Source organism: Streptomyces racemochromogenes, from assembly GCF_039535215.1.
GTDB classification, from domain to species: domain Bacteria; phylum Actinomycetota; class Actinomycetes; order Streptomycetales; family Streptomycetaceae; genus Streptomyces; species Streptomyces racemochromogenes.
The window spans coordinates 616215-634781 of the sequence record NZ_BAAAWT010000001.1; the positions used below are offsets into that span (position 1 = coordinate 616215).

Annotated in this window: 11 protein-coding genes and 4 pseudogenes; 4 read left to right on the forward strand and 11 right to left on the reverse strand. The window is 70.2% G+C overall.

Features of this window, described 5'->3' with window-relative positions:
- Nucleotides 1–87: 87 nt before the first annotated feature.
- Nucleotides 88–390, reverse strand: coding sequence for a CU044_2847 family protein (locus ABD973_RS02875; RefSeq protein ID WP_345498218.1), 303 nt, complete (start codon nucleotides 388–390; stop codon nucleotides 88–90).
- Nucleotides 391–1155: 765 nt separating this feature from the next.
- Here ABD973_RS02875 and ABD973_RS02880 point away from each other — a divergent pair.
- A complete protein-coding gene (locus ABD973_RS02880) occupies nucleotides 1156–4890 on the forward strand; it encodes a DEAD/DEAH box helicase (RefSeq protein WP_345498220.1) in 3735 nt (1244 codons plus the stop codon).
- Between the two features lie 705 nt (nucleotides 4891–5595).
- On the opposite strand, the pseudogene ABD973_RS02885 reads toward ABD973_RS02880, so the two are convergent.
- The 5 genes and pseudogenes from ABD973_RS02885 to ABD973_RS02905 all read right to left on the reverse strand — a co-directional run.
- Nucleotides 5596–5757 (reverse strand): annotated as a pseudogene (locus tag ABD973_RS02885) (pirin family protein); the annotation flags it as partial.
- 152 nt (nucleotides 5758–5909) lie between these two features.
- Nucleotides 5910–7145 (reverse strand): serine hydrolase domain-containing protein, encoded by a 1236-nt coding sequence (locus ABD973_RS02890; RefSeq protein WP_345504441.1) that lies wholly within the window; start codon nucleotides 7143–7145, stop codon nucleotides 5910–5912.
- 151 nt (nucleotides 7146–7296) lie between these two features.
- Complete coding sequence (locus ABD973_RS02895) at nucleotides 7297–7686, reverse strand: DUF1048 domain-containing protein (protein ID WP_345498222.1); 390 nt, start codon at nucleotides 7684–7686, stop codon at nucleotides 7297–7299.
- Nucleotides 7687–7688: 2 nt separating this feature from the next.
- Nucleotides 7689–8021 carry a PadR family transcriptional regulator gene (locus ABD973_RS02900; RefSeq protein WP_345498223.1) on the reverse strand — a complete coding sequence of 111 codons (333 nt, stop codon included), beginning with the start codon at nucleotides 8019–8021 and terminating at the stop codon, nucleotides 7689–7691.
- Nucleotides 8022–8208: 187 nt separating this feature from the next.
- Complete coding sequence (locus ABD973_RS02905; RefSeq protein WP_125823363.1) at nucleotides 8209–8721, reverse strand: universal stress protein; 513 nt, start codon at nucleotides 8719–8721, stop codon at nucleotides 8209–8211.
- Nucleotides 8722–9011: 290 nt separating this feature from the next.
- Between ABD973_RS02905 and ABD973_RS02910 the strand changes: the two genes are divergently transcribed.
- Nucleotides 9012–9365 carry an SAV_915 family protein gene (locus ABD973_RS02910; protein ID WP_345498224.1) on the forward strand — a complete coding sequence of 118 codons (354 nt, stop codon included), beginning with the start codon at nucleotides 9012–9014 and terminating at the stop codon, nucleotides 9363–9365.
- Nucleotides 9365–10599: pseudogene (lysA, locus tag ABD973_RS02915) on the forward strand (diaminopimelate decarboxylase); the annotation flags it as partial. The gene ABD973_RS02910 and the pseudogene lysA, both read left to right, overlap by 1 nt.
- On the opposite strand, the pseudogene ABD973_RS02920 reads toward lysA, so the two are convergent.
- The 5 genes and pseudogenes from ABD973_RS02920 to ABD973_RS02940 form a co-directional block, all read right to left on the reverse strand.
- Nucleotides 10583–10910, reverse strand: a pseudogene (locus tag ABD973_RS02920) (transposase); the annotation flags it as partial. The pseudogenes lysA and ABD973_RS02920 sit on opposite strands and share 17 nt — an antisense overlap.
- A gap of 133 nt (nucleotides 10911–11043) precedes the next feature.
- Entirely contained in the window at nucleotides 11044–11217 is a 174-nt protein-coding gene (locus tag ABD973_RS02925; protein ID WP_164721008.1) for a hypothetical protein, read from the reverse strand.
- 77 nt (nucleotides 11218–11294) lie between these two features.
- Nucleotides 11295–13232, reverse strand: coding sequence for an APC family permease (locus tag ABD973_RS02930; RefSeq protein ID WP_345498225.1), 1938 nt, complete (start codon nucleotides 13230–13232; stop codon nucleotides 11295–11297).
- Nucleotides 13233–13529: 297 nt separating this feature from the next.
- Nucleotides 13530–15395, reverse strand: a pseudogene (kdpB, locus tag ABD973_RS02935) (potassium-transporting ATPase subunit KdpB).
- 255 nt (nucleotides 15396–15650) lie between these two features.
- Entirely contained in the window at nucleotides 15651–17534 is a 1884-nt protein-coding gene (locus ABD973_RS02940; RefSeq protein ID WP_345498226.1) for an APC family permease, read from the reverse strand.
- A 221-nt stretch (nucleotides 17535–17755) separates the two neighbouring features.
- On the opposite strand from ABD973_RS02940, the gene ABD973_RS02945 reads away from it, so the two are divergent.
- Entirely contained in the window at nucleotides 17756–18541 is a 786-nt protein-coding gene (locus tag ABD973_RS02945) for a DUF4118 domain-containing protein (protein ID WP_345498227.1), read from the forward strand.
- Nucleotides 18542–18567: the final 26 nt, after the last annotated feature.

An 18567-nucleotide genomic window follows, 5' to 3' on the forward strand; every position in this document is an offset into this window, starting at 1 on the left:
CGGATGCGTTCGGGGACGGTTCACTCGCAAGGAGGATGGACCAGGCGTCGTCTTCGAGGGGCCGCACCAACCGGGTCTTCTTCGCGCTCACCCGCGGCCGCAGACGGGGGCGGTCTCCTGATCCGGCAGGTAGCCCGCCACGGCCCCCGCCGTGAGCGCGAGGTCGACGCCGAACTCCACGGTGACCCCGTCAGGTCCGGCCTTGCGCAGCTGGTCGAGCACGGCGCCCGCCGCCTCGGTGACCGAGTCCAGCGCGGACTGGAGGTTCTCCGGGAGCTGCTGAATGGCGTCGCCGAGACGCCCCGCCTTCACCGGCCCCTCCACTGCGCCCGGGGCCTCGACCAAGATGGATCCGCCCTCCGCCAGCGGGATCCGAGCAAGACGCGTCAAGGATCCTCCTTCGCCGGCGCGATTCCGGTCCTTCCCAGATCGTCATCGAGCCGACGGCATGCCGCACCCCCGGTTGGCCATAAGGTGTCGATCCTCCGGTTGCGCCCAGACCTTCCTGGGCAGTCGGCTCGGCGGCGAAGCCGACCCGGTGGTCGTGTTCGTAGTCGTGGACCCGGTGAGGCACAGTTGCCGGCGGACCCAGCGGAACTTTCGCGAGTCGCGCTCGCTTCTGCGATCGCCCTGGGAGACCACACCGCGGACGTCCACCCTGAGACCCGCGGCTTCACCACGACCGCATTCCTCAAGTTCTCGGCGATGCGCTCGCGGGACGGACCTGATCGCCGACGATGCAGCGCGCATCACACGCCGGACCCCCTCCCGCCCGTGCCAAGTCGGCCGATCCGGCCCTGTGGGCCCAGGCGTTCCGGAGCATGACACGCCCTGTTGACGGTCCGGTAGATTCAGCGATACGGCTGATCTTCAAGGGAGCGGCACCATGCCGCGCGTGCGACACGGGGGCAGTGGGTGCGGAGCGGACACACGCAGGACCGTCGACGGAAGGCCCTGCTGGAGTGCTGGCGCGCGATCGAACTGTTCAGTCCGCCAACCATCCCGGCACTGCCTCGTCGGCGCCCCGCCGCGCGCTCCGGGCCTAGGGACGAGTACGTAGTTGACCTGACTCCTGAACCCGGCCGGGTGCCGCCGCTCCTGCCGTGGGCTCCGGACCATCCGGAGACGGGGGCACGGCGGGCACCGTACGGACGTATGTGGCGGCACGAGGTCTACTGCGGGGTCTTCGATCTGGAGCTGCTCCGCCAGGCAATGATCTCCGTACTGCCCGCGGGAACGGATCCCGACCCCGGCGTGCCTCAGACCGAGCTGGTGCTGTCGGGCCAGAGCGCGATGTTCGCGCTGGTCCTGGACGACGAGGGCCGACCGCTCGAAGACACGTCCGTGATCTCCGCGTGCGCCTGGGCGACCGGCCGCCTGTTCGATCCCGGGCCGTCCGCACCGGGGTGGCTGGACGGGTTCGAGGAACTCGACGACGCGTTCGGCACGGCGATCGACGAGCTTACGGCCACCGCGATCCCTTACGGCCCCACCTCCCCGACCGCCGGAACGGCGTACGAGCGGTGGTCCGGCTCCGTGGCTGGGCCGGGAGCTCCGGCCGGGGCCAGCGGCGGGAGCTGGCAGCGGCTGCTCGCCGAGATCCTGGGCGGCGCTGCTGTCGGCGCGGTCGGGGCCCTGTTCGGCGAGGTCGCCGGCGCCGCCCTGCAGGGTGCGGCGGAACCCCTGGTGCGCCGCGCCGCGGACTGGGTCGCCGCCCGCCGCCCCGCCGAGGAGCAGCCGCAGCCCGGGCGGCCGGACGGCACCCGGGGCGTCCACGAGGGGTCGTCGGCCGACGGTCCTGACATGTCGACCGAGGCGGATTACGAGGCTGGCGCCGGTGCCCGTGCACTCGGGTTCGCCGATCTGGTCGCCCTGACCGCGCAGATCGCCGACCTGTGCGGGGTACGGGATTACCTGCGCCCACAGGTGGTCCGGGTGCGCAGCAGGCTGGTCCAACGGCCGCGGGACCCGCAGGCGAAGGTCACCGCCTCCGCGCCGTTCTTGAACAGTCTGCTTCCCCCTGATCTGGCCCGGGTGTCCGCGGCCATCGGGAAGGGTTTCGGCCCGGCGCTGGAGGCGTACCTGACCGAGCTCGACACCGTCGCCGTGGGGGCGCGGACGGATGTGCGCCGGCAGCGCGGGGTCGTCCTGGAAGGGGTGGCTCCGGACCTGGTTCCGGCCGGCCGCTGGCCCGCACCGGCACGGTTCCCGCTCGCGCTGAGCCAGCAGTTCGCGGTCGACCGCATGCTCGCCGACCGAGCGGGAACCGAGGGCGGAATGTTCTCCGTGAACGGCCCGCCAGGCACGGGCAAGACCACGATGCTGCGCGACCTGGTCGCCGCACTGGTCGTCGAGCGAGCGGCTGTGCTGGCCACGTTCACCCGGCCCGAGAAGGCGTTCACCGGTCCGGCCTGGAAGGGCAGGGACCGCCAGGGCGCCTACCCCCGCACCGTGTCGCGGCTCGACCCGCGGCTGACCGGGTTCGAGATCGTGGTCACCTCCTCCAACAACGGCGCCGTGGAGAACATCACCGCCGAACTGCCCGGCATGGGCGCGCTCGGCGAGCACTGGCACGGCGGCCCCGACCACTTCTCCGACCTCGCCTCCGCGCTCCTCGGCGGGCCGGCCTGGGGTCTGGTCGCAGCGGTGCTCGGCAACAAGACCAACCGCAAGGAGTTCGGAAACCGCTTCTGGTGGGGCCGGCTGCCCGAGAAGGAGACCCAGGCTCGCTCCGCCGCGGGACTGCCGCCGCTGCGCGGCATGCAGGAGGTCCTGCGCGACTGGCTTCCGCCGAAGCCACCGCCCGGAGGCCGACGTCCCGTCACCCCGGCGGACCAGGCTGCGGCGGCGGGACCCGCCCAGCCCGTGCCGTCGTGGACCGACGCCGTCGCCGCGTTCCGTACCGCCCAGGCCGAGGTGGAGCGGCTGCGCGCCGGACGCGCCCGGCTGGCCGGTGCCCTGGCGGCCGTCGAGTCCCCGTCGGCCGGGCAGCGGATCGCGGACCTGGAATCCGCCGTGTCCCGGGCCGACCAGCAGGTCGCCGCCGCCGCGGCGGTCCTGGACCGGGCCGCCGCCGCCTTGGCCACCGCCCGGACGGCCACGGTGGTGGCCGAGGCCGGACACGGGACGGCCTCCGAACACGTACCGCGGGCCCGCCAGGAGCTGGCCACCGCCCGCGCGGACCTGTCGGCCGCCCGTGAACTGGCCGCGCACCACCGCGAGTACGTGACCGCGCTCACCGCCCGCCACGACGCGCCCCCGGTCATCGAGCGCGGCCTGCGCGGCGGGCTGCGCCGCCTGCTGCAGAGCGCGGCCGACCGGCAGGCCGCCGAACGGCAACAGGAGCGCACCCAGTCCGAGATCGCGCACCTGCTCGTCCGGCAGCGCACCGCGCTCGAGGACTCTCTGGAGCAGGTCGCCGCAGCCGTACGCGCCGAGTCCCTGGCCGCCGACCGGCACACACGGTCCGCCGCCGCCGTCGACGAGGCCGCCGCCAATCTCACCGCCGCCCGCGGCCACGAACGGGCCGCCGGCGCGCGGGAGTCCGCGGCAGCCACCGCCCTCCGCCATGCCCGGCAGGTCGCCGACTCCTCCCGCAGCGGACTACGAGCCGCCGTGGCCGAACTCGACGGCAGCCACCGCGAACTGCGGGAGGCGGCCCGGGCGCTGCCGTCCCTGCCGCTCGGCTGGTCGCACCTTGCCGAAGCCGACCAGGAACTCGGCTCGCCCTGGTCCGACGAGGCATGGTCCACCGCGCGCAGCGACCTGTTCCTGCGCGCCCTCGACCTGCACCGCGCGTTCGTCGCCGGAGCCGCGAAGAAGGTCCGCGGGAACCTCCAGGTCCTCATGGAACTGATGGCCGGTACCAACGGGCCCGTCCCCGACGAGGAGGTCGAGCGAGCCTGGCACACTCTCTTCCTCCTCGTGCCCGTCGTCTCCACCACGTTCTCCTCAATCGGCAGCATGTTCGCCCGCCTCGGCCGGGAATCGATCGGCTGGGTCCTCGTCGACGAGGCCGGGCAAGCCACCCCACAGGCCGCCGTCGGCGCACTGTGGCGGGCCCGCCGTGCCGTGCTGGTCGGCGATCCGCTCCAGCTCGAACCCGTCGTCACCATGCCCACGGCCCTCCAGCGCCGGCTGCTGCGCGCCTACGGCGTCGACGAGCACTGGCTGCCCTCGGCCACCTCCGCCCAGACCGTCGCCGACCGGACCAACCGCTACGGCACCTACCTGCCGGCCCCGGGCACCGACGACGAGCTCGTCTGGGTGGGCTCTCCGCTGCGCGTGCACCGCCGCTGCGAAGAGCCGATGTTCACGGTCAGCAACGAGGTCGCCTACGGCGGCCTCATGGTCTACGGCACCGCACCCAAGGCGTTCCCCGATACGGAACGGGACGGCCTGCTGCCCAGCCGCTGGCTCAACACCGACGACCCCAGCCGCCCGTCGGAGGCCCCCTGGGGCGAACGCGACCGCCGGGCCTTCGAGTTCGTCCTCGACCACTTGCACCGGCACGGCGTCACCGTCGAGCGCGTGCGCGTCATCGCCCCCTTCCGGTCCCTCGTCGCCGAATGCCAGAAGATCTGCCGCGGTCGGGACGGCTGGACGTCCGAACTGATCGAGGAGCGCTGCGCCACCGTCCACCGGGCCCAGGGCAAGGAAGCCGACGTCGTCGTCCTCGTGCTCGGCGGCGGTCGGCCCGGCGCCCGCGAGTGGGCGGCCCGCACCCCGCACCTGCTCAACGTCGCCGCGAGCCGCGCCAAACGCCGTCTCTACGTCATCGGCGAGCGCAACCTGTGGGCCCCGCTGCCGCACTTCGACGTCCTCGCCTCCGAGCTGACGGAGTTCCATCACCTCCGCGACCACGCCACCTGGCCGCCGGACGGCGAGTAACCGCCGACGAAACGGCAGAGCAGAGGCCCACACGGGCGTCCCGACACGACGCCGCAAGCCCGGCTCAAGACACAAGCCAGAATCGACCCCTTGGCCCGTGCACGACAGATTCCACTCATCCTCAGAACGGAAGCCGGCCGACTGACGCCTCAGCACCCAGTTCGCGCGTGATTCCCAGAACCCAGGCAGGCAGGTCCACTGCACGTCGGCTTTCGACGTCGACCGCAGCCGCTCGGTACGTCGACCGTATCGACGGGTCAGCCCCGGCATCTGCTCGACAAAGGGATTCGTACCCTCTCATCGTTCCCGTCGACCGACAGCACAGCCAAATCTGTGATTGACGGGCACAGCAACTCCTCCAGCCAGTACACCGCAGCCGGCCTCGAGACGGCGTCGGAGCCGCGCCACCGGTCACCTGGCTCCGTAGCCAGCGCCTTTTCTCTGGCGACCCGCCTCCCGCGGACGCCAAAACCGCCGGCGCCAGGTACCGGCGCTGGCGATGCCGCCGGACGTCATGAACAACGGCTCATCGCCTACGGCCAGAGTGACTCCCTGACTGAAGTCGCTTACAGGCTGTCACACACGGGACTCAGCCTGGCGCCGACGGCCGCCGCCCCACCTCCCGTGGCGTTCCCGCGAAACCAGGTCAACGAAAGGCCGTGGGCGCCCATCACACCGAGCGCCGACCCTGCACAAAGCAGCAGTTCAGCGCACCCTTCCCCGGGGCTTCAGGTGGGTCGGAGGGAGGTCGGGAGCCGGAATGGGAGCGCCTTCGTAGCCCTTTACCTCACCAAATCGGGACCCGTTCATCCAGTCTTCGCGAGCCAGCGCGATATCATCGTGTGACCGTCCGATCCAGTTCCAGAACCATTGAATCGAACGGCGTTTCCTCAGGTCAGAGCGCTGCAAGTCCGTTGAAGTCAGCAAAAGTCAGCATCGGGGGCTTCCGCCAGGCGCGCGCGAGGAGGACCCGCTCTCCCGCAACTTGATTCGAGCGCCCCACGGCTCCACTTTCACCATCAGTCGTCGATGGCCTGGTAGAGAGTGGTCCAGAAGTCCTGCATGGCCCGCGCCGAGTCCGGGGTGGACATCCCGGTCTGTGTGAGCAGGATGCCGACGAGCTGGTTGTGCGGGTCGGCGTAGGTGGTGGTGCCGGCTCCGCCGTCCCAGCCGAACTGGCCGATGGGCGCGTAGTCACCTCGGTAGGTGCGCACCGTCATTCCGAAGCCCCAGCCGCCGGTCTGTCCCTGGCCGTGTGACAGGTGGGCGACGCTGCGGGCCCAGGTCTGTAGGGCGGCTGTCTGGTCGGGGGTGAGGCGGTTGGTGGTCATCAGCTCGACGGCGGGCCGGGACAGGATGCGCTGGGTGCCGTGCATGCCGTGGTCGAGCAGCATCCGGAAGTAGGCGTGGTAGTCGTCGACGGTCGAGTCGAGTCCGCCGCCGCCCGACTGGAACGCCGGGGGCTTGCTGTGGTGTCCCTCCTCGGCCGGGTCTTCCACGATGAACTCCCCCGTCTGCGGGTCGGGGGCGTACAGCGGAGGCAGCCGGTCGATCTTGTCGGCGGGAACGTGGAAGCCGGTGTCCTCCATGCCCAGCGGATCGAAGATGCGCTCGCGCAGAAACGCCTCGAACGACTGACCGCTGACCCTGGCCACCAGCACCCCCAGCACGTCGTCGCTGACGTTGTACAGCCACCGCTCCCCGGGCTGGTACATCAACGGAAGCGTGCCGAGGCGGCGCATCCACTCGTCCGGCTCCACCGCCGGCAGCATCCATCCGTTCTCACCGTAGACCTTGCGCTCGAAGTAGGCGGTCATCATCGGGGAGCCCATCGCCGTCATGTCCAGCCCCAGCCCACAGGTGGAGGAGAGCAGGTCTCGTATGGTGATCGGACGCCGGGCCGGCACGGTGTCGTCCAGCGGACTGTCGGGCCCCTTGAGCACCCGCCTGTCGGCCAGTTCCGGCAGCCATCGGTCTATCGGTTCGTCAAGTCGCAGCCGGCACTCGTCCAGCAGGACCATGGTCGCGGCCACCGCGACCGGTTTGGTCGTCGAGGCCATCCGGAAGATCGTGTCCCGGCACATCGGCGCGCCGCCGTCATGACGCATCGTCCCGATCGCCTCGACATGGGTCTCCCCACCCCGGCCGACCAAGGCGACGAGCCCGGGGATCTTCCTGGACTCGACATGCGCTTCCAGCACCTCGCGCAGTCGGCGCCGACCTGCTTCGGACAATCCGCTGTTGCCGGTTTCCATCATGGATCTCCTTGTGCGCAGTGGTCAGTTGCGACGCCGCGGACATGCGGCGAGAGACAGCCGACGGGGCATGACCCCGTCGGCCCGCGCTGTGCAGAATGGCGATGAGCGCAGTGCTCGGCCCTTGGGCGAGCGTCGTGCTGAGGTGCTATCAGACCGTCTTGTCTTGCGTTCCGGTCTCAGCACCCGCGGCGCGCTCGATGTCGTCGGCCAGCTGCTTCCGTGCGCGGGCGGGGACGTAGCCACCCTCGGTGTAGTTCTGGGCGAACGCCTCGGCGAACTCGACCGGGTCCTCCCCGACGATCTCGCGGATCGGAGTTCCGTTCACCGCTGCCTGCTCGAACAGGTCGGCAAGGTCCTCGAACGTCAAGGCGTTGCTGTCTGCGTCGATGGGCACGAAGTACATCAGGTACCGCTCGATCGCCTCGACCGCCGTGCGGTAGTTCTCGGGAAGCTCCTTGACGCGGGCCTTGTACGCCCGCCAGCGCTTCTTGGGCCCGATCATCTTCGAGATGAAGCCGGTCTTTTCGCCCTCGGACATGGTCACTCGCCTCCCCGTTCGCGGAGCTGGTCCAGTCGTTCCGCGAGGAAGCTCCACGTCCTCCAGAACTCTTCGAGGTACTCCCGACCCTGAGAGTTGAGGGAATGCACCTTGCGCGGCGGCCCCTTCTCAGAGGGCACCTTCTCCACGTCGACGAGACCGCGCTTCTCCATCCTGATGAGCAGCGCGTAGACGGTTCCTTCGGCGATGTCCGAGAAACCCTGCTCCCGCAGTCGTGCCGTGATCTCGTAGCCGTAGGCGGGCCGGCCGGACAGGGACGCGAGGATGATGCCCTCCAGCGTGCCCTTGAGCATCTCCGTCAGCAGCTTGGCCATGGAACACCCCCTCCCCTAGCTAGTCGGCGTTACTGAGTACCGGTACAACGTAACACTGACTACTGGTACTCAGCAACACGGAATAGCGCGGCTCGGGTGGTCCGGCATGTCCCGGCGTACCTCACGGTCGCGGCAGTCGGGGTCGATGCCTCCGCCTTCACCTCCTGGAGCCACACGAGGTGACGCCTTATGGGGTCAGCTCCCGCAGGTCGAGCGGAACTCTCCAGATGTTGCGGCGGTGTACGGATTCCAGCTCGGCTTGGAGCGGAGAGGGAGGAACCGCCAGGACGGGGCAGGCGGCGTGGGCGAGGCAGTACCGGGCCACCGAGGGGCGGACGAGGCGGCGCACCCATGTGCGGGATCCCGTGCCGACCACGAGGAGGTCCTCCGTGTCACGTGCCGCGTCAACGAGGGCCGCTCCCGGAGTCCCCCGTACCGTGAGGCCGCCGAGGGTGACACCGGGTTTTACGGCGCCGAAGGCCGTGTCGAGGGCCTCGCGGAGTCTCTCGACAGCCGCGGCGCGGCATTGCGCAAGGACGGAGGTTCCGAGGCTGTGGCGGCTTCCGAGTTCTCCGCCGGGCGGCTGCCAGGCCAGGACGGCCAACAGCTCCGCACCACGCACGCGGGCTTCCGCAGCGGCCCGGTGCAGCGCGGCCAGATTCCCTGGGGTTCCGGTCACGCCGACTACGACTCTTCGCACGGCCTTTTCCCTCTCGTCTCGTCGATCGTCCCCATGGAAGGGGCTCGGCGGAGGGTGAGGTGCCGCTGTTGACGGCCTTCTAGCGCAGAGATCCGTAACCGTGACGGGTCTCTGATGCCGTCCCGCTCTCGCGTCAGTGATCCGTCAGGACTTGGCTCGCCTCCGTAAGGGTCTCGTTACGGGGCTGCCGTAGGCACGGGGATGCGGGGATAGCTTCGGTGTCGCGCCCCGGACTGCCTCCCCGCACCCTGGGCGTCACCTGCCGACTCGTGGTTCTCCAGGAGGGCCCCATGTGTTTGTTCCAGTACGACGACGATCCCGAGCCTGAAGAACGGATCCCGGCCGGGCCCCTGTACGTGCCGGTCCGGCCGGGAGAAGCGGAGGTCGTGGTTCGTCTGTTCCGGACCCCGCTGGGAGCGCGCACCGGCGTCGGCTTCACCAGCCCAAACCGTCTTGCCGCCACGCTCGGCGCCGAGCAGCCGTGGATCCGGCTCTCCGAGTCCGCGCTGCGCTCGATGGCCGATCCGCTCGGTGTATCTCTGCTGACCGTGGACCCGACGTTCACCGCTCCGGCGGTCGCCGCGGTGCCTCCGGTCGCGACGTCGCTGCCCCAGGCATCTCCGATCGCAGCCCGGTTCGCCTGATGGGGGATCACACGGTGGCGACGGTGGTCCTGTCCGAGGTACAGCCCCGTGCGGGTGATCTCTCGATCTGGCCGGCATCCACGACTCGGCTGGCGCACGGTGGGCTGGCCGTCGGCGGAGTACCGCTGGCAGAGATCGCCGAACGGTTCGACACCCGCGCCTACGTCCTGGACGAAGGCGAAGTCCGCGAGCGCTGTCGGACCTATCGGGACGCGTTCCCCGAAGCCGACGTCCTCTACGCCGCCAAGGCGTTCCTGTCCCGCGCCATGGTCCGCTGGGTGCGGGAAGAAGGGCTGGGCCTGGACGTTGTTCCGCCGGCGAGCTGGAACTCGCCGTCACGGCCGGATTCCCTCCCGAACGCATCGTGCTGCACGGCAACGCCAAGTCGCCCCGCGACCTGGAAGCCGCGCTGCGCCTCGGCGTGGGGCGGATCGTCATCGACAGCCCGTCGGAGATAGCCCGGATCGCAGCCGCCGTCGGAGCCGACGGGCGCCAGAAGGTCATGGTGCGGGTGGTGCCGGGGGTCTCGGCCGACGGACACGACAAGATCCGTACCGGTACCGACGACCAGAAGTTCGGTCTCTCCCTCGCCGACGGGGGCGCACAGCACGCCATCACCCGGGTACTCGGCCAGCCGCAGCTCGAACTCACCGGACTGCACTGCCACATCGGCTCCCAGATCACCGACGTGAAGCCCTATCCGGTCGCCCTGCGCCGCATGGTCGGACTGATGGCCCGTGTCCGTGACGCTGACGGGGTCGCCTTGGCCGAGCTGGACATGGGCGGTGGCCACGGCATCGCCTACCGTCCCGGGGAACCCGCCCTCGACCTCACGACACTCGCACGCAGGATGCGCGCCGAGCTCATAGAAGGCTGTGCGGCCGCCGGGCTGACCGTACCCCGTCTCGCCGTCGAACCCGGGCGGGCCATCGTCGGGCCGGCCGGAGTCGCCCTGTACCGGGTACTCACCGTCAAGCACAGCGGCGAGAAGGTCTTCGTCGCCGTCGACGGAGGAATGAGCGACAACCCGCGTCCCGCCCTGTACGGGGTGCGCTATGCGCCCCGCCTGGTCGGCCGCGCGTCGACGACTGGACACCGTACGGCCACGGTGGTCGGCCGGCACTGCGAGGCCGGCGACATCCTCGCAGCCGATGTGGAACTGCCGGCCGACATCCGCCCCGGAGACCTGCTCGCCGTACCGGTGGCCGGCGCCTACCAGCTGTGCGCTCGTAGCGACGGTGCAGACGGCGGCACCCGGACAGCCACGCCACCGTGCGCTCCACTGTCCACCGATGACGGCTCAGTCGCTGGGAGGATTCGATGCCCCGGCGCGCGATGCGCGGTGTGATGTTGCGGGAGCGGAGCCAGGTGGGAAGCCGGTCGAAGTCGTATCCCTTGTCACCGTGCAGCTTGGCCGGTCGACGGCGGCGCGGTCCGCGGCGGGACCGGATCGGGGGGAATGCCCCGCACGTGGATCTTTGATCCCTTCTTGCCGCGATCTACGGGATTCGGACCTGTCAGGTGCGATCCCCGTACCTTCGCCGGCCAACGCCCCGGGGTCGTACCGGAGCAGCCGGAACCACCCACGGGAACAACTCCCACAACCCGTCCGGCACCAGACGCTCCACCATCGCCGTCACGGCCGTCAGCCTACTGATCAAGCCAGTTGAGACGACCTCTAAGGCCGGTAGACGAGCTCGAGCGCCATCGCTGCAATGACGCCCCAGACCCCGATGCCGAGCAGCCACAGGGCGTCGAGGACGGCGCCGGTGGCGATGACGGTCAGTCCGGCCGCCCCGAGGGCGAGTACGGTCCTGCGGATTCCGCGGTCGGCGCGCGAGCGAGTGGTCACGGTACTGAGAATCCCGCTGGACCGTCGCCATGGCGAGGGTCCAGCGGGATTCCTGTCGGCGCCTTGATGCAGAGGGGTCAGCCGGCGTGGACGTGGGGGCGACGGGAGCGGTCCGGTTCTGCTTCGCGGATGACCTCGCGGGTGACGGGGGCTACCTCGCCCTGGCCGAAGAGGAAGAACCGGAAGAAGTTGGCCATCGGGTTGCCCTCGGTCCACTCGAAGTAGATGTGGGGCCGCTGGCCGGTCTCGTCGCGGACGTGGAGCAGGAGGGCGGCGAGGGCGTTGGGGATGCTGGAGCTCTCCAGGGTCAGGACCCGATAGCGGTCGTGCAGGACTTCGCCGCGTACGCGCATGCCGGACTCGAATTCGGAGGCGTCCAGGACGGTGACCTCGACGAACATGACGTCGTCCTCGGCCGGGATGTCGTTGTCCGCGCGGATCTGCGCCTTCTTCTGCCGGTACTCCTCGATGTCCCGGCTGTCCGGCTCGTTGGCGATGAAGCGGATCGTCCGGTTGGCGGTGTCGCGGATGAACCGCTGCGCCATGTCGTCGAACTCGATGTCCGTGACGCGCAGCTCGAAGACGCGGGCCAGGCGCGAGAGGAGGGAGAGCGCCATGATGCCTCCGATGAAGCAGGCGCCGATCTTGACGCCGTCCGGGCGCTCCACGACATTGACGGCCGTGGTGTAGATGAAGACGGCCGAGATGATCCCGAAGCCGATGGTCCAGCCGCGCTCCCCGGCCCGGCGGGCCGCGATGGTCACGGCCACGGCCGCCGAGGTGATCAGGACGAGGACACCGGTGGCGTATGCGCCGCCCTGGGCGTCCACGTCGGCGTTGAAGAGCCAGGTCACGAGGAACGCGACGAGGGTGAACACGATGACCATCGGGCGCAGGGCTCGGGCCCAGTGCGGGGCCATGCCGTAGCGGGGCAGGTAGCGCGGCATCAGGTTGAGCAGGCCGGCCATGGCGGAGGCGCCGGCGAACCACAGGATCAGGATCGTGGAGACGTCGTAGACGGTGCCGAAGGCGGAGCCCAGGTACTCGTGTGCCAGGTACGCGAGCGCGCGTCCGTTGGCCTCCCCTCCGGGCTCGAACTGGGCAGCCGGGATGAGCAGGGTGGTGATGAGGCTGGAGCAGATCAGGAAGATGCTCATGATCACGGCCGCCGTGGTCAGCAGCTTCTTCGCGCCTCGGATCCGGCCGGCGGGCTTGGCCTCGGTGTCGTCGGGGTCGCCCTTCACGTGCGGCATGACCGCCACACCGGTCTCGAAGCCGGACAGGCCCAGCGCGAGCTTGGGGAACACGACGAGCGCGATGGCGATCATCATGAAGACGTTGCCGTGCTCGGCGGTCAGCGCTGCCGTCCAGTCGGTGATGACCTGCGGTGCGGTGAACACGTTCCACAGCCCGACCGCCACGACGACGACGTTCAGGCCGAGATAGGTGGCCACCAGGACCACGGCGACGCCGATGGCCTCGCTGAAGCCCTTGAGGAAGACTCCGCCGAGCAGCGCGATCAGGATCAGGGTGATCAGTACCTCGTGGCCGTGCAGGGTGCTGGTGAGGTGCGGGTTCTCCACCATGTGCGCGGTCGCGTCGGCGGCGGAGAGGGTGATGGTGATGAGGAAGTCGGTCGCCGCGAACCCGAGCAGGGTCAGGACGAACAGTTTGCCCTTCCAGAACGACAGCAGCTTCTCCAGCATGGCGATGGAGCCCTCGCCGTGCGGGCTCTCCTCCGCCACGCGCCGGTAGACGGGCAGCGCGCCGAAGAGGGTCAGCAGCACGAGCACGATGGTCGCCAGCGGCGACAGCAGGCCTGCCGCGAGGAAGGCAATGCCGGGCTGGTAGCCGAGGGTGGAGAAGTAGTCCAGACCCGTCAGGCACATCACCCGCCACCACGGGCGGCCGTGCGGCTGGGCCGCCGTCTCCTTGGCGGCGGGCGAACTCGTATCGGCGGTCAGGCCTTCCAGCATCCACGCGCGCAGGCGCGAGGTGCGGGCAGGGGTGGCCATCGTGGGGGGCTCCTGTCGTGCAGCGTGGATTCGGCCATCGGAGTCGACGGCTGGGCCAGCGTACGCAGCGAGAGCACAGCCGATACGTCTATATCCCTGCCTGACGGAATCCTGACGCGCTCTTAACGTCTTTCCGTCCGGTGGTGTAGCGAGGGCACACTCATGCTCGGTCGGAGGGTGCAGGACGAAAGAAGCGGGGGCGACCCGAACGGGGGCCGCCCCGGCACGGGAACCAGCGGAGTGTGGATCAACGCTGGCCGGCCTGGTGCGGCCGTGGTCTGGCGTCCTTGGCTGATGTCAGCCGAGGCCGGGAATGCTGGACACCAGCAGGTCGATGAGCTTGATGCCGACGAAGGGCAGGATCAGGCCGCCGAGGCCGTATACGCCGAGGTTGCGGCGGAGCAGGTCGTGCGCGGAGGCCGGCTTGTAGCGGACGCCGCGCAGGGCGAGCGGGATGAGGGCGACGATGATCAGCGCGTTGAAGATGATCGCCGAGGTGATGGCGGAGGTCGGGCTGCTCAGGCCCATGATGTTGAGGGCTTCGAGTCCCGGGTAGGCCGCCGTGAACATGGCCGGGATGATCGCGAAGTACTTCGCGACATCTTGTCCTCAGGGGTGGCCTCGGCCAGGTACTCGTCGACGCCGGCCTCGGCGGCGATGGCGCGGGCCGTCAGTTCGTTGTCGCCGGTCACCATGACCGTGCGGATGCCCATGCTGCGCAGCTCCGCGAAGCGCTCGCGGATGCCTTCCTTGACGACGTCCTTGAGATGGATGATGCCGAGCACCCTCGGGCCGTCCCAGTCGTGGACCGCCACCAGCAGGGGCGTGCCCCCGGTCTCCGACACGGTGGCCGACCAGGTCACCGCCTCCGCCTGTACGGTGCCGCCGCGCATGGCCACCCAGTCGCAGACCTGGGCGGTCGCACCCTTGCGGATGGCGCAGCCCGCCCCGTTGTCCCAGCTCAGGGGTGAACCGCGGATTGCTGAGGTCCTCCGCGGCGGCCGGCCGCAGTCCGTACTGCTGGGCGAGGGCGACGACGGACCGGCCCTCGGGCGTCTCGTCGGCGAGCGAGGAGAGCTGGGCGGCCTCCGCGAGCTTGAGGTGGTCCACGCCGGGCAGCGGGATGAAGGCCGCGGCCTCGCGGTTGCCGAGGGTGATGGTCCCCGTCTTGTCGAGGAGCAGGGTGTTCACGTCTCCGGCGGCCTCGACGGCGCGTCCGCTCATCGCGATGACGTTGCGCTGGACGAGCCGGTCCATGCCCGCGATGCCGATCGCCGACAGGAGGGCGCCGATCGTGGCGGGGATGAGGGTGACGAGGAGGGCGACCAGGACGGTCGTGGACTGTGCGGCGTGCGCGTAGGCGGCCATCGGCTGGATGGCGACGACCACCAGGACGAAGATGACGGTCAGGGCCGCCAGCAGGATGTTCAGCGCGATCTCGTTGGGGGTCTTCTGCCGGGTGGCGCCCTCGACCAGGGCGATCATCCGGTCGATGAAGCTGTGCCCCGGGCGGGAGGTGACTCGTACGACGACGCTGTCGGACAGCACGGTCGTACCGCCGGTGACCCCGGACCGGTCGCCGCCCGCTTCGCGCAGGACAGGGGCTGATTCGCCGGTGACGGCCGACTCGTCGACCATCGCGGCCCCGTCGACGACGTCGCCGTCGGCCGGGATCAGCTCGCCGGCCTCGACGAGGACGAAGTCGAAGGGCTGGAGCTCGGCGGGCGTGACCACCTCGGTCTCCGCGTGCCGCAGGTTCGCGCCGTACGTCCAGTGGTGCAGCCGCACGGCGACCGTGTCCGTACGGGCCTTGCGCAGCGACTCGGCCTGGGCCCGGCCCCGGCCTTCGGCGACGGCCTCGGCGAGGTTGGCGAACAAGACAGTCAGCCAGAGCCAGACACTGATCACCCAGGTGAACACGGACGGGTGGATGAGCGCCGAGAGCGTGGTCAGCACGGATCCGACGGCGACGACGAACAGCACCGGCTTCTTCACCAGTTCGCGCGGGTGGAGTTTGCCGACGGCCTCTCGCGCCGAGGCGGCCAGCAGCTCGGGATCCACCACGTTCACCTGGCCGGAGCGCTTCCGGGACGGTCGGTGGGTCGGAGTCCGCGGAGGGGTCCCGAGACCCGGAGGAACGTGCTGCGCGGCGACGGGAGGCATCAAGACCTTCCGAATGGGGAGCGTGGCAGCCCTGGCGGCTGGTGGCCAGGTGCGGAAGAGGGGTGTCGCCGCCGGGGACTGTCTCCATGGACCCCCTCGGCCGTCATGTGAGTATTCGAGGTCCCCGGCGGCGCAACAGGCAGGAAACCACTGCCCGTCCCATGGGAAATGCCGATGTGGGAGCGGGAATTGGCGCCTTCTTGATGGCGGCGCACGAGGCGCGTCAAATCGCTGTCAGAGGTGCGTCAACACTCGTCAGTGTGCGTCGGCCGTGATGCGGAAGCGCAGCCGGCAGATGACCGCGTCGGTGTCGCGGCGGACCGCGTGGGCGACGACGGAGCCGCGCTGGTTCTGGAGCAGCCGCTGCCAGAGCCGGGCGGGTTCGGTCTCCGGGATCAGCACGGTCACCTGCGCGTCCGGGTGGGCCTGCGCCAGCTTCCGCACGTACGCCGACAGGGGACGGCCGAGCGAGCGGGATTCCGAGGAGAGCTCGATCAGCTCAACGCCGGGCTTCCACAATTCCCAGTCCCGCCGAAGAGCTTCGGCCGCCAGTCGGTCCTCGGGGGCGGGGTGGGTGACGGTCACGGCGAGGACTTCGTCGCCGAGCGAGCGGGCGGCGGTGAGGGCCTGGCTGGTCAGGCGGGACAGGCCGGAGACGGGGACGACGACCACGGAGCGGGAGCGCTGCGGGGCCTGCGGGATCCGGCCGAGTTCCAGGCGTTCGCCGATCTCGGTGTACGCACGGTGGATCTTCTCGAAGCCGAGGACGAGCAGCGGCAGCGCGACGACGATCAGCCACGCCCCCTCGGTGAACTTGGTGGCGGTGACGACGACCGCCGAGACACCGGTCAGCAGCGCGCCGAAGCCGTTCAGTGCCGCCTTCGCCTGCCAGCCGCGCGGGCGCTGCCCGTACCAGTGCCGGACCATGCCGACCTGGCAGATGGTGAAGCCGACGAAGACGCCGATGGCGAAGAGCGGGACGAGAGTGTTGGTGTCGCCGCCGGAGAGGACGAGCAGGAGGGCGGAGACGAGCGCCAGCCAGACCACGCCGTGGCGGTGGACCTGGCGGTCGGCCTTGAGCGCGAACACGTGCGGGAGGTGGTTGTCGCGGGCCAGGAGGCTCATCAGGACGGGCAGACCGCCGAAGGAGGTGTTCGCGGCGAGGGCCAGCAGCACCATCGTCGCGAACTGGACCACGTAGAAGGCGACGTTGTGGCCGAAGGAGGCGTCCGCGAGCTGGGCGAGGACGGTCACGCCCTCGACCGGCTGGAGGTGGAAGCGCCCGATGAGGATCGACAGGCCGATGAGCATCACGCCCAGGAGCGCGCCGAGCGCAACTTCGGTGCGCTGGGCGCGGCGGGCGGCCGGGGCCCGGAAGGAGGGGACGGCATTGGCGACGGCCTCGACTCCGGTCAGCGCCGAGCAGCCGGCGGCGAAGGCCTTGAGCAGCAGGAGCGCGCCCACGGTGGTCGCACCCTCGCCGAGGGCGGACGCGTGCCCGGCCGCGGAGGCGGTGCTGACGGGGCCGTCACGGAAGAGGCCGACCACGACCATCGCGAGGATCGAGCCGACGAACACGGCGGTGGGAACGAGGAACGCCTTGGCGGATTCCACGACCCCGCGCAGGTTCACTGCGGTGACCAGGACCAGGACGCCCAGGCAGATCCACACCCGCTCCCCGTACAGCTCGGGGAACGCCGAGGTCAGGGCGGCCACGCCGGCCGTGACGGAGACGGCGACGTTCAGGACGTAGTCCAGGATCAGCGAGGCCGCCGCGACCAGGCTCGTACGCCGGCCCAGGTGGCGTTTGGCGACGGCGTAGGAGCCGCCGCCGTCCGGGAAGGCCGCGATGACCTGCCGGTACGAGGCCACCAGCACCGCGAGGAGCGCTGCGATCGCCAAGGTGACGGGGAGGGTGAAGCCCATGCCGTAGGCGCCGGCCGCGGCCAGGACGAGCACGATCGACTCCGGCCCGTACGCCACGGACGCCATGGCGTCCAACGACAGCGCGGCCAGCCCCTGGAGGGCGGTCAGCCGGTGCCGGTCCTCTACCACCGCTGTAGAGATGCGGGTATCAGGCGGCTCCTCCGTGCCCGGAGCCTGCCCTGCGGTGCCAGTCTTTCCCATGTCTATCGACATCTCTCGCTGTTCCTCCGTTGGACAAAGCGAGGACAGCGTCGGAGATTCCATGGCCGGATCGCCAGGGTCCTTGACGTGGTCCATACGGCCGCCGCGCCAGTCCTCACGCGCTCTTGATGCCGAAGCGGGAGCACCATATGGGGTGCGTCAAGACTTCGCGGCGGCGGCTGCCCGCGCCTGCGGCGAGGAGCAGGGTTGAAGCGAACGGACAGGAGGCCCACATGTCCGGATTCCGACTCCACGACGCCGCCGCCCTGCTCGCGGCGCTCGTGGCCCCCCTCCTCGTGGCGCTCGCGCTCGTGCCCTTCCGTACGGACCTTTCGGCGACGAACGCGGCACTGGTCCTCGTCGTCGCGGTGGTCGCGGTCGCCGCCATCGGTACGCGGACCGCCGGCGCGGTGGCCGCACTGTCGGCGGCCGCCTGGTTCGACTTCTTCCTGACCGAGCCCTACCGACGGTTCGTGATCACTGACCGAGGCGACGTCGAGACGGCGGTCCTGCTGCTCGTCGTCGGCCTGATCGTCTCCCAACTGGCGGTACGCGCACGCCGACTGCAGACGACCGTGGTCACCGACGCCGCCCATCTGTCGAGCCTCCAAGGCACCGCACGGCTGGCCGAGGACGGCCGCTCGCCGGAGGCGGTCGTCGAGTACGTGCGCCGGGAGCTCGTCGGCCTGCTCGGGCTGCGGGGCTGCCGTTTCGAGTACGGAACCCTGATGGGAAGCCTGCCGCGCCTGGAGCACGACGGTGGCGTGTGGCTGCGCCGCCCGGGCCGGATCACGGAGTACGGCGACTGGCCGGACGGCGAGACCGAACTGCGGGTCATCGGCGGCGGACACCACTACGGCCGCTTCCTGCTGGATCCGCTCCCCGGCCCGCTGCCCCGGAACAGGACCGCCTGGTGGCCGTCGCGCTGGCCGCTCAGGCCGGCTCCGCCCTGGACACGGCCGGCCTGGCCCACCTGGGCTGACCGGGCCTTTTCCGTCCTTTCCCGTCCTTTCCCGTAAGGGTGTCGTTAAGAGTTCTCCTGCGC

Bases quoted from the DNA above. Each gene is read 5' to 3' on its own strand.
- ABD973_RS02900 (WP_345498223.1), bottom strand. From the start codon at position 8,021: ATGGCCAAGCTGCTGACGGAGATGCTCAAGGGCACGCTGGAGGGCATC.
- ABD973_RS02895 (WP_345498222.1), bottom strand. From the start codon at position 7,686: ATGTCCGAGGGCGAAAAGACCGGCTTCATCTCGAAGATGATCGGGCCC.
- ABD973_RS02945 (WP_345498227.1), top strand. From the start codon at position 17,756: ATGTCCGGATTCCGACTCCACGACGCCGCCGCCCTGCTCGCGGCGCTC.
- ABD973_RS02910 (WP_345498224.1), top strand. From the start codon at position 9,012: ATGTGTTTGTTCCAGTACGACGACGATCCCGAGCCTGAAGAACGGATC.
- ABD973_RS02890 (WP_345504441.1), bottom strand. From the start codon at position 7,145: ATGGAAACCGGCAACAGCGGATTGTCCGAAGCAGGTCGGCGCCGACTG.
- ABD973_RS02880 (WP_345498220.1), top strand. From the start codon at position 1,156: ATGTGGCGGCACGAGGTCTACTGCGGGGTCTTCGATCTGGAGCTGCTC.
- ABD973_RS02940 (WP_345498226.1), bottom strand. From the start codon at position 17,534: ATGTCGATAGACATGGGAAAGACTGGCACCGCAGGGCAGGCTCCGGGC.
- ABD973_RS02930 (WP_345498225.1), bottom strand. From the start codon at position 13,232: ATGGCCACCCCTGCCCGCACCTCGCGCCTGCGCGCGTGGATGCTGGAA.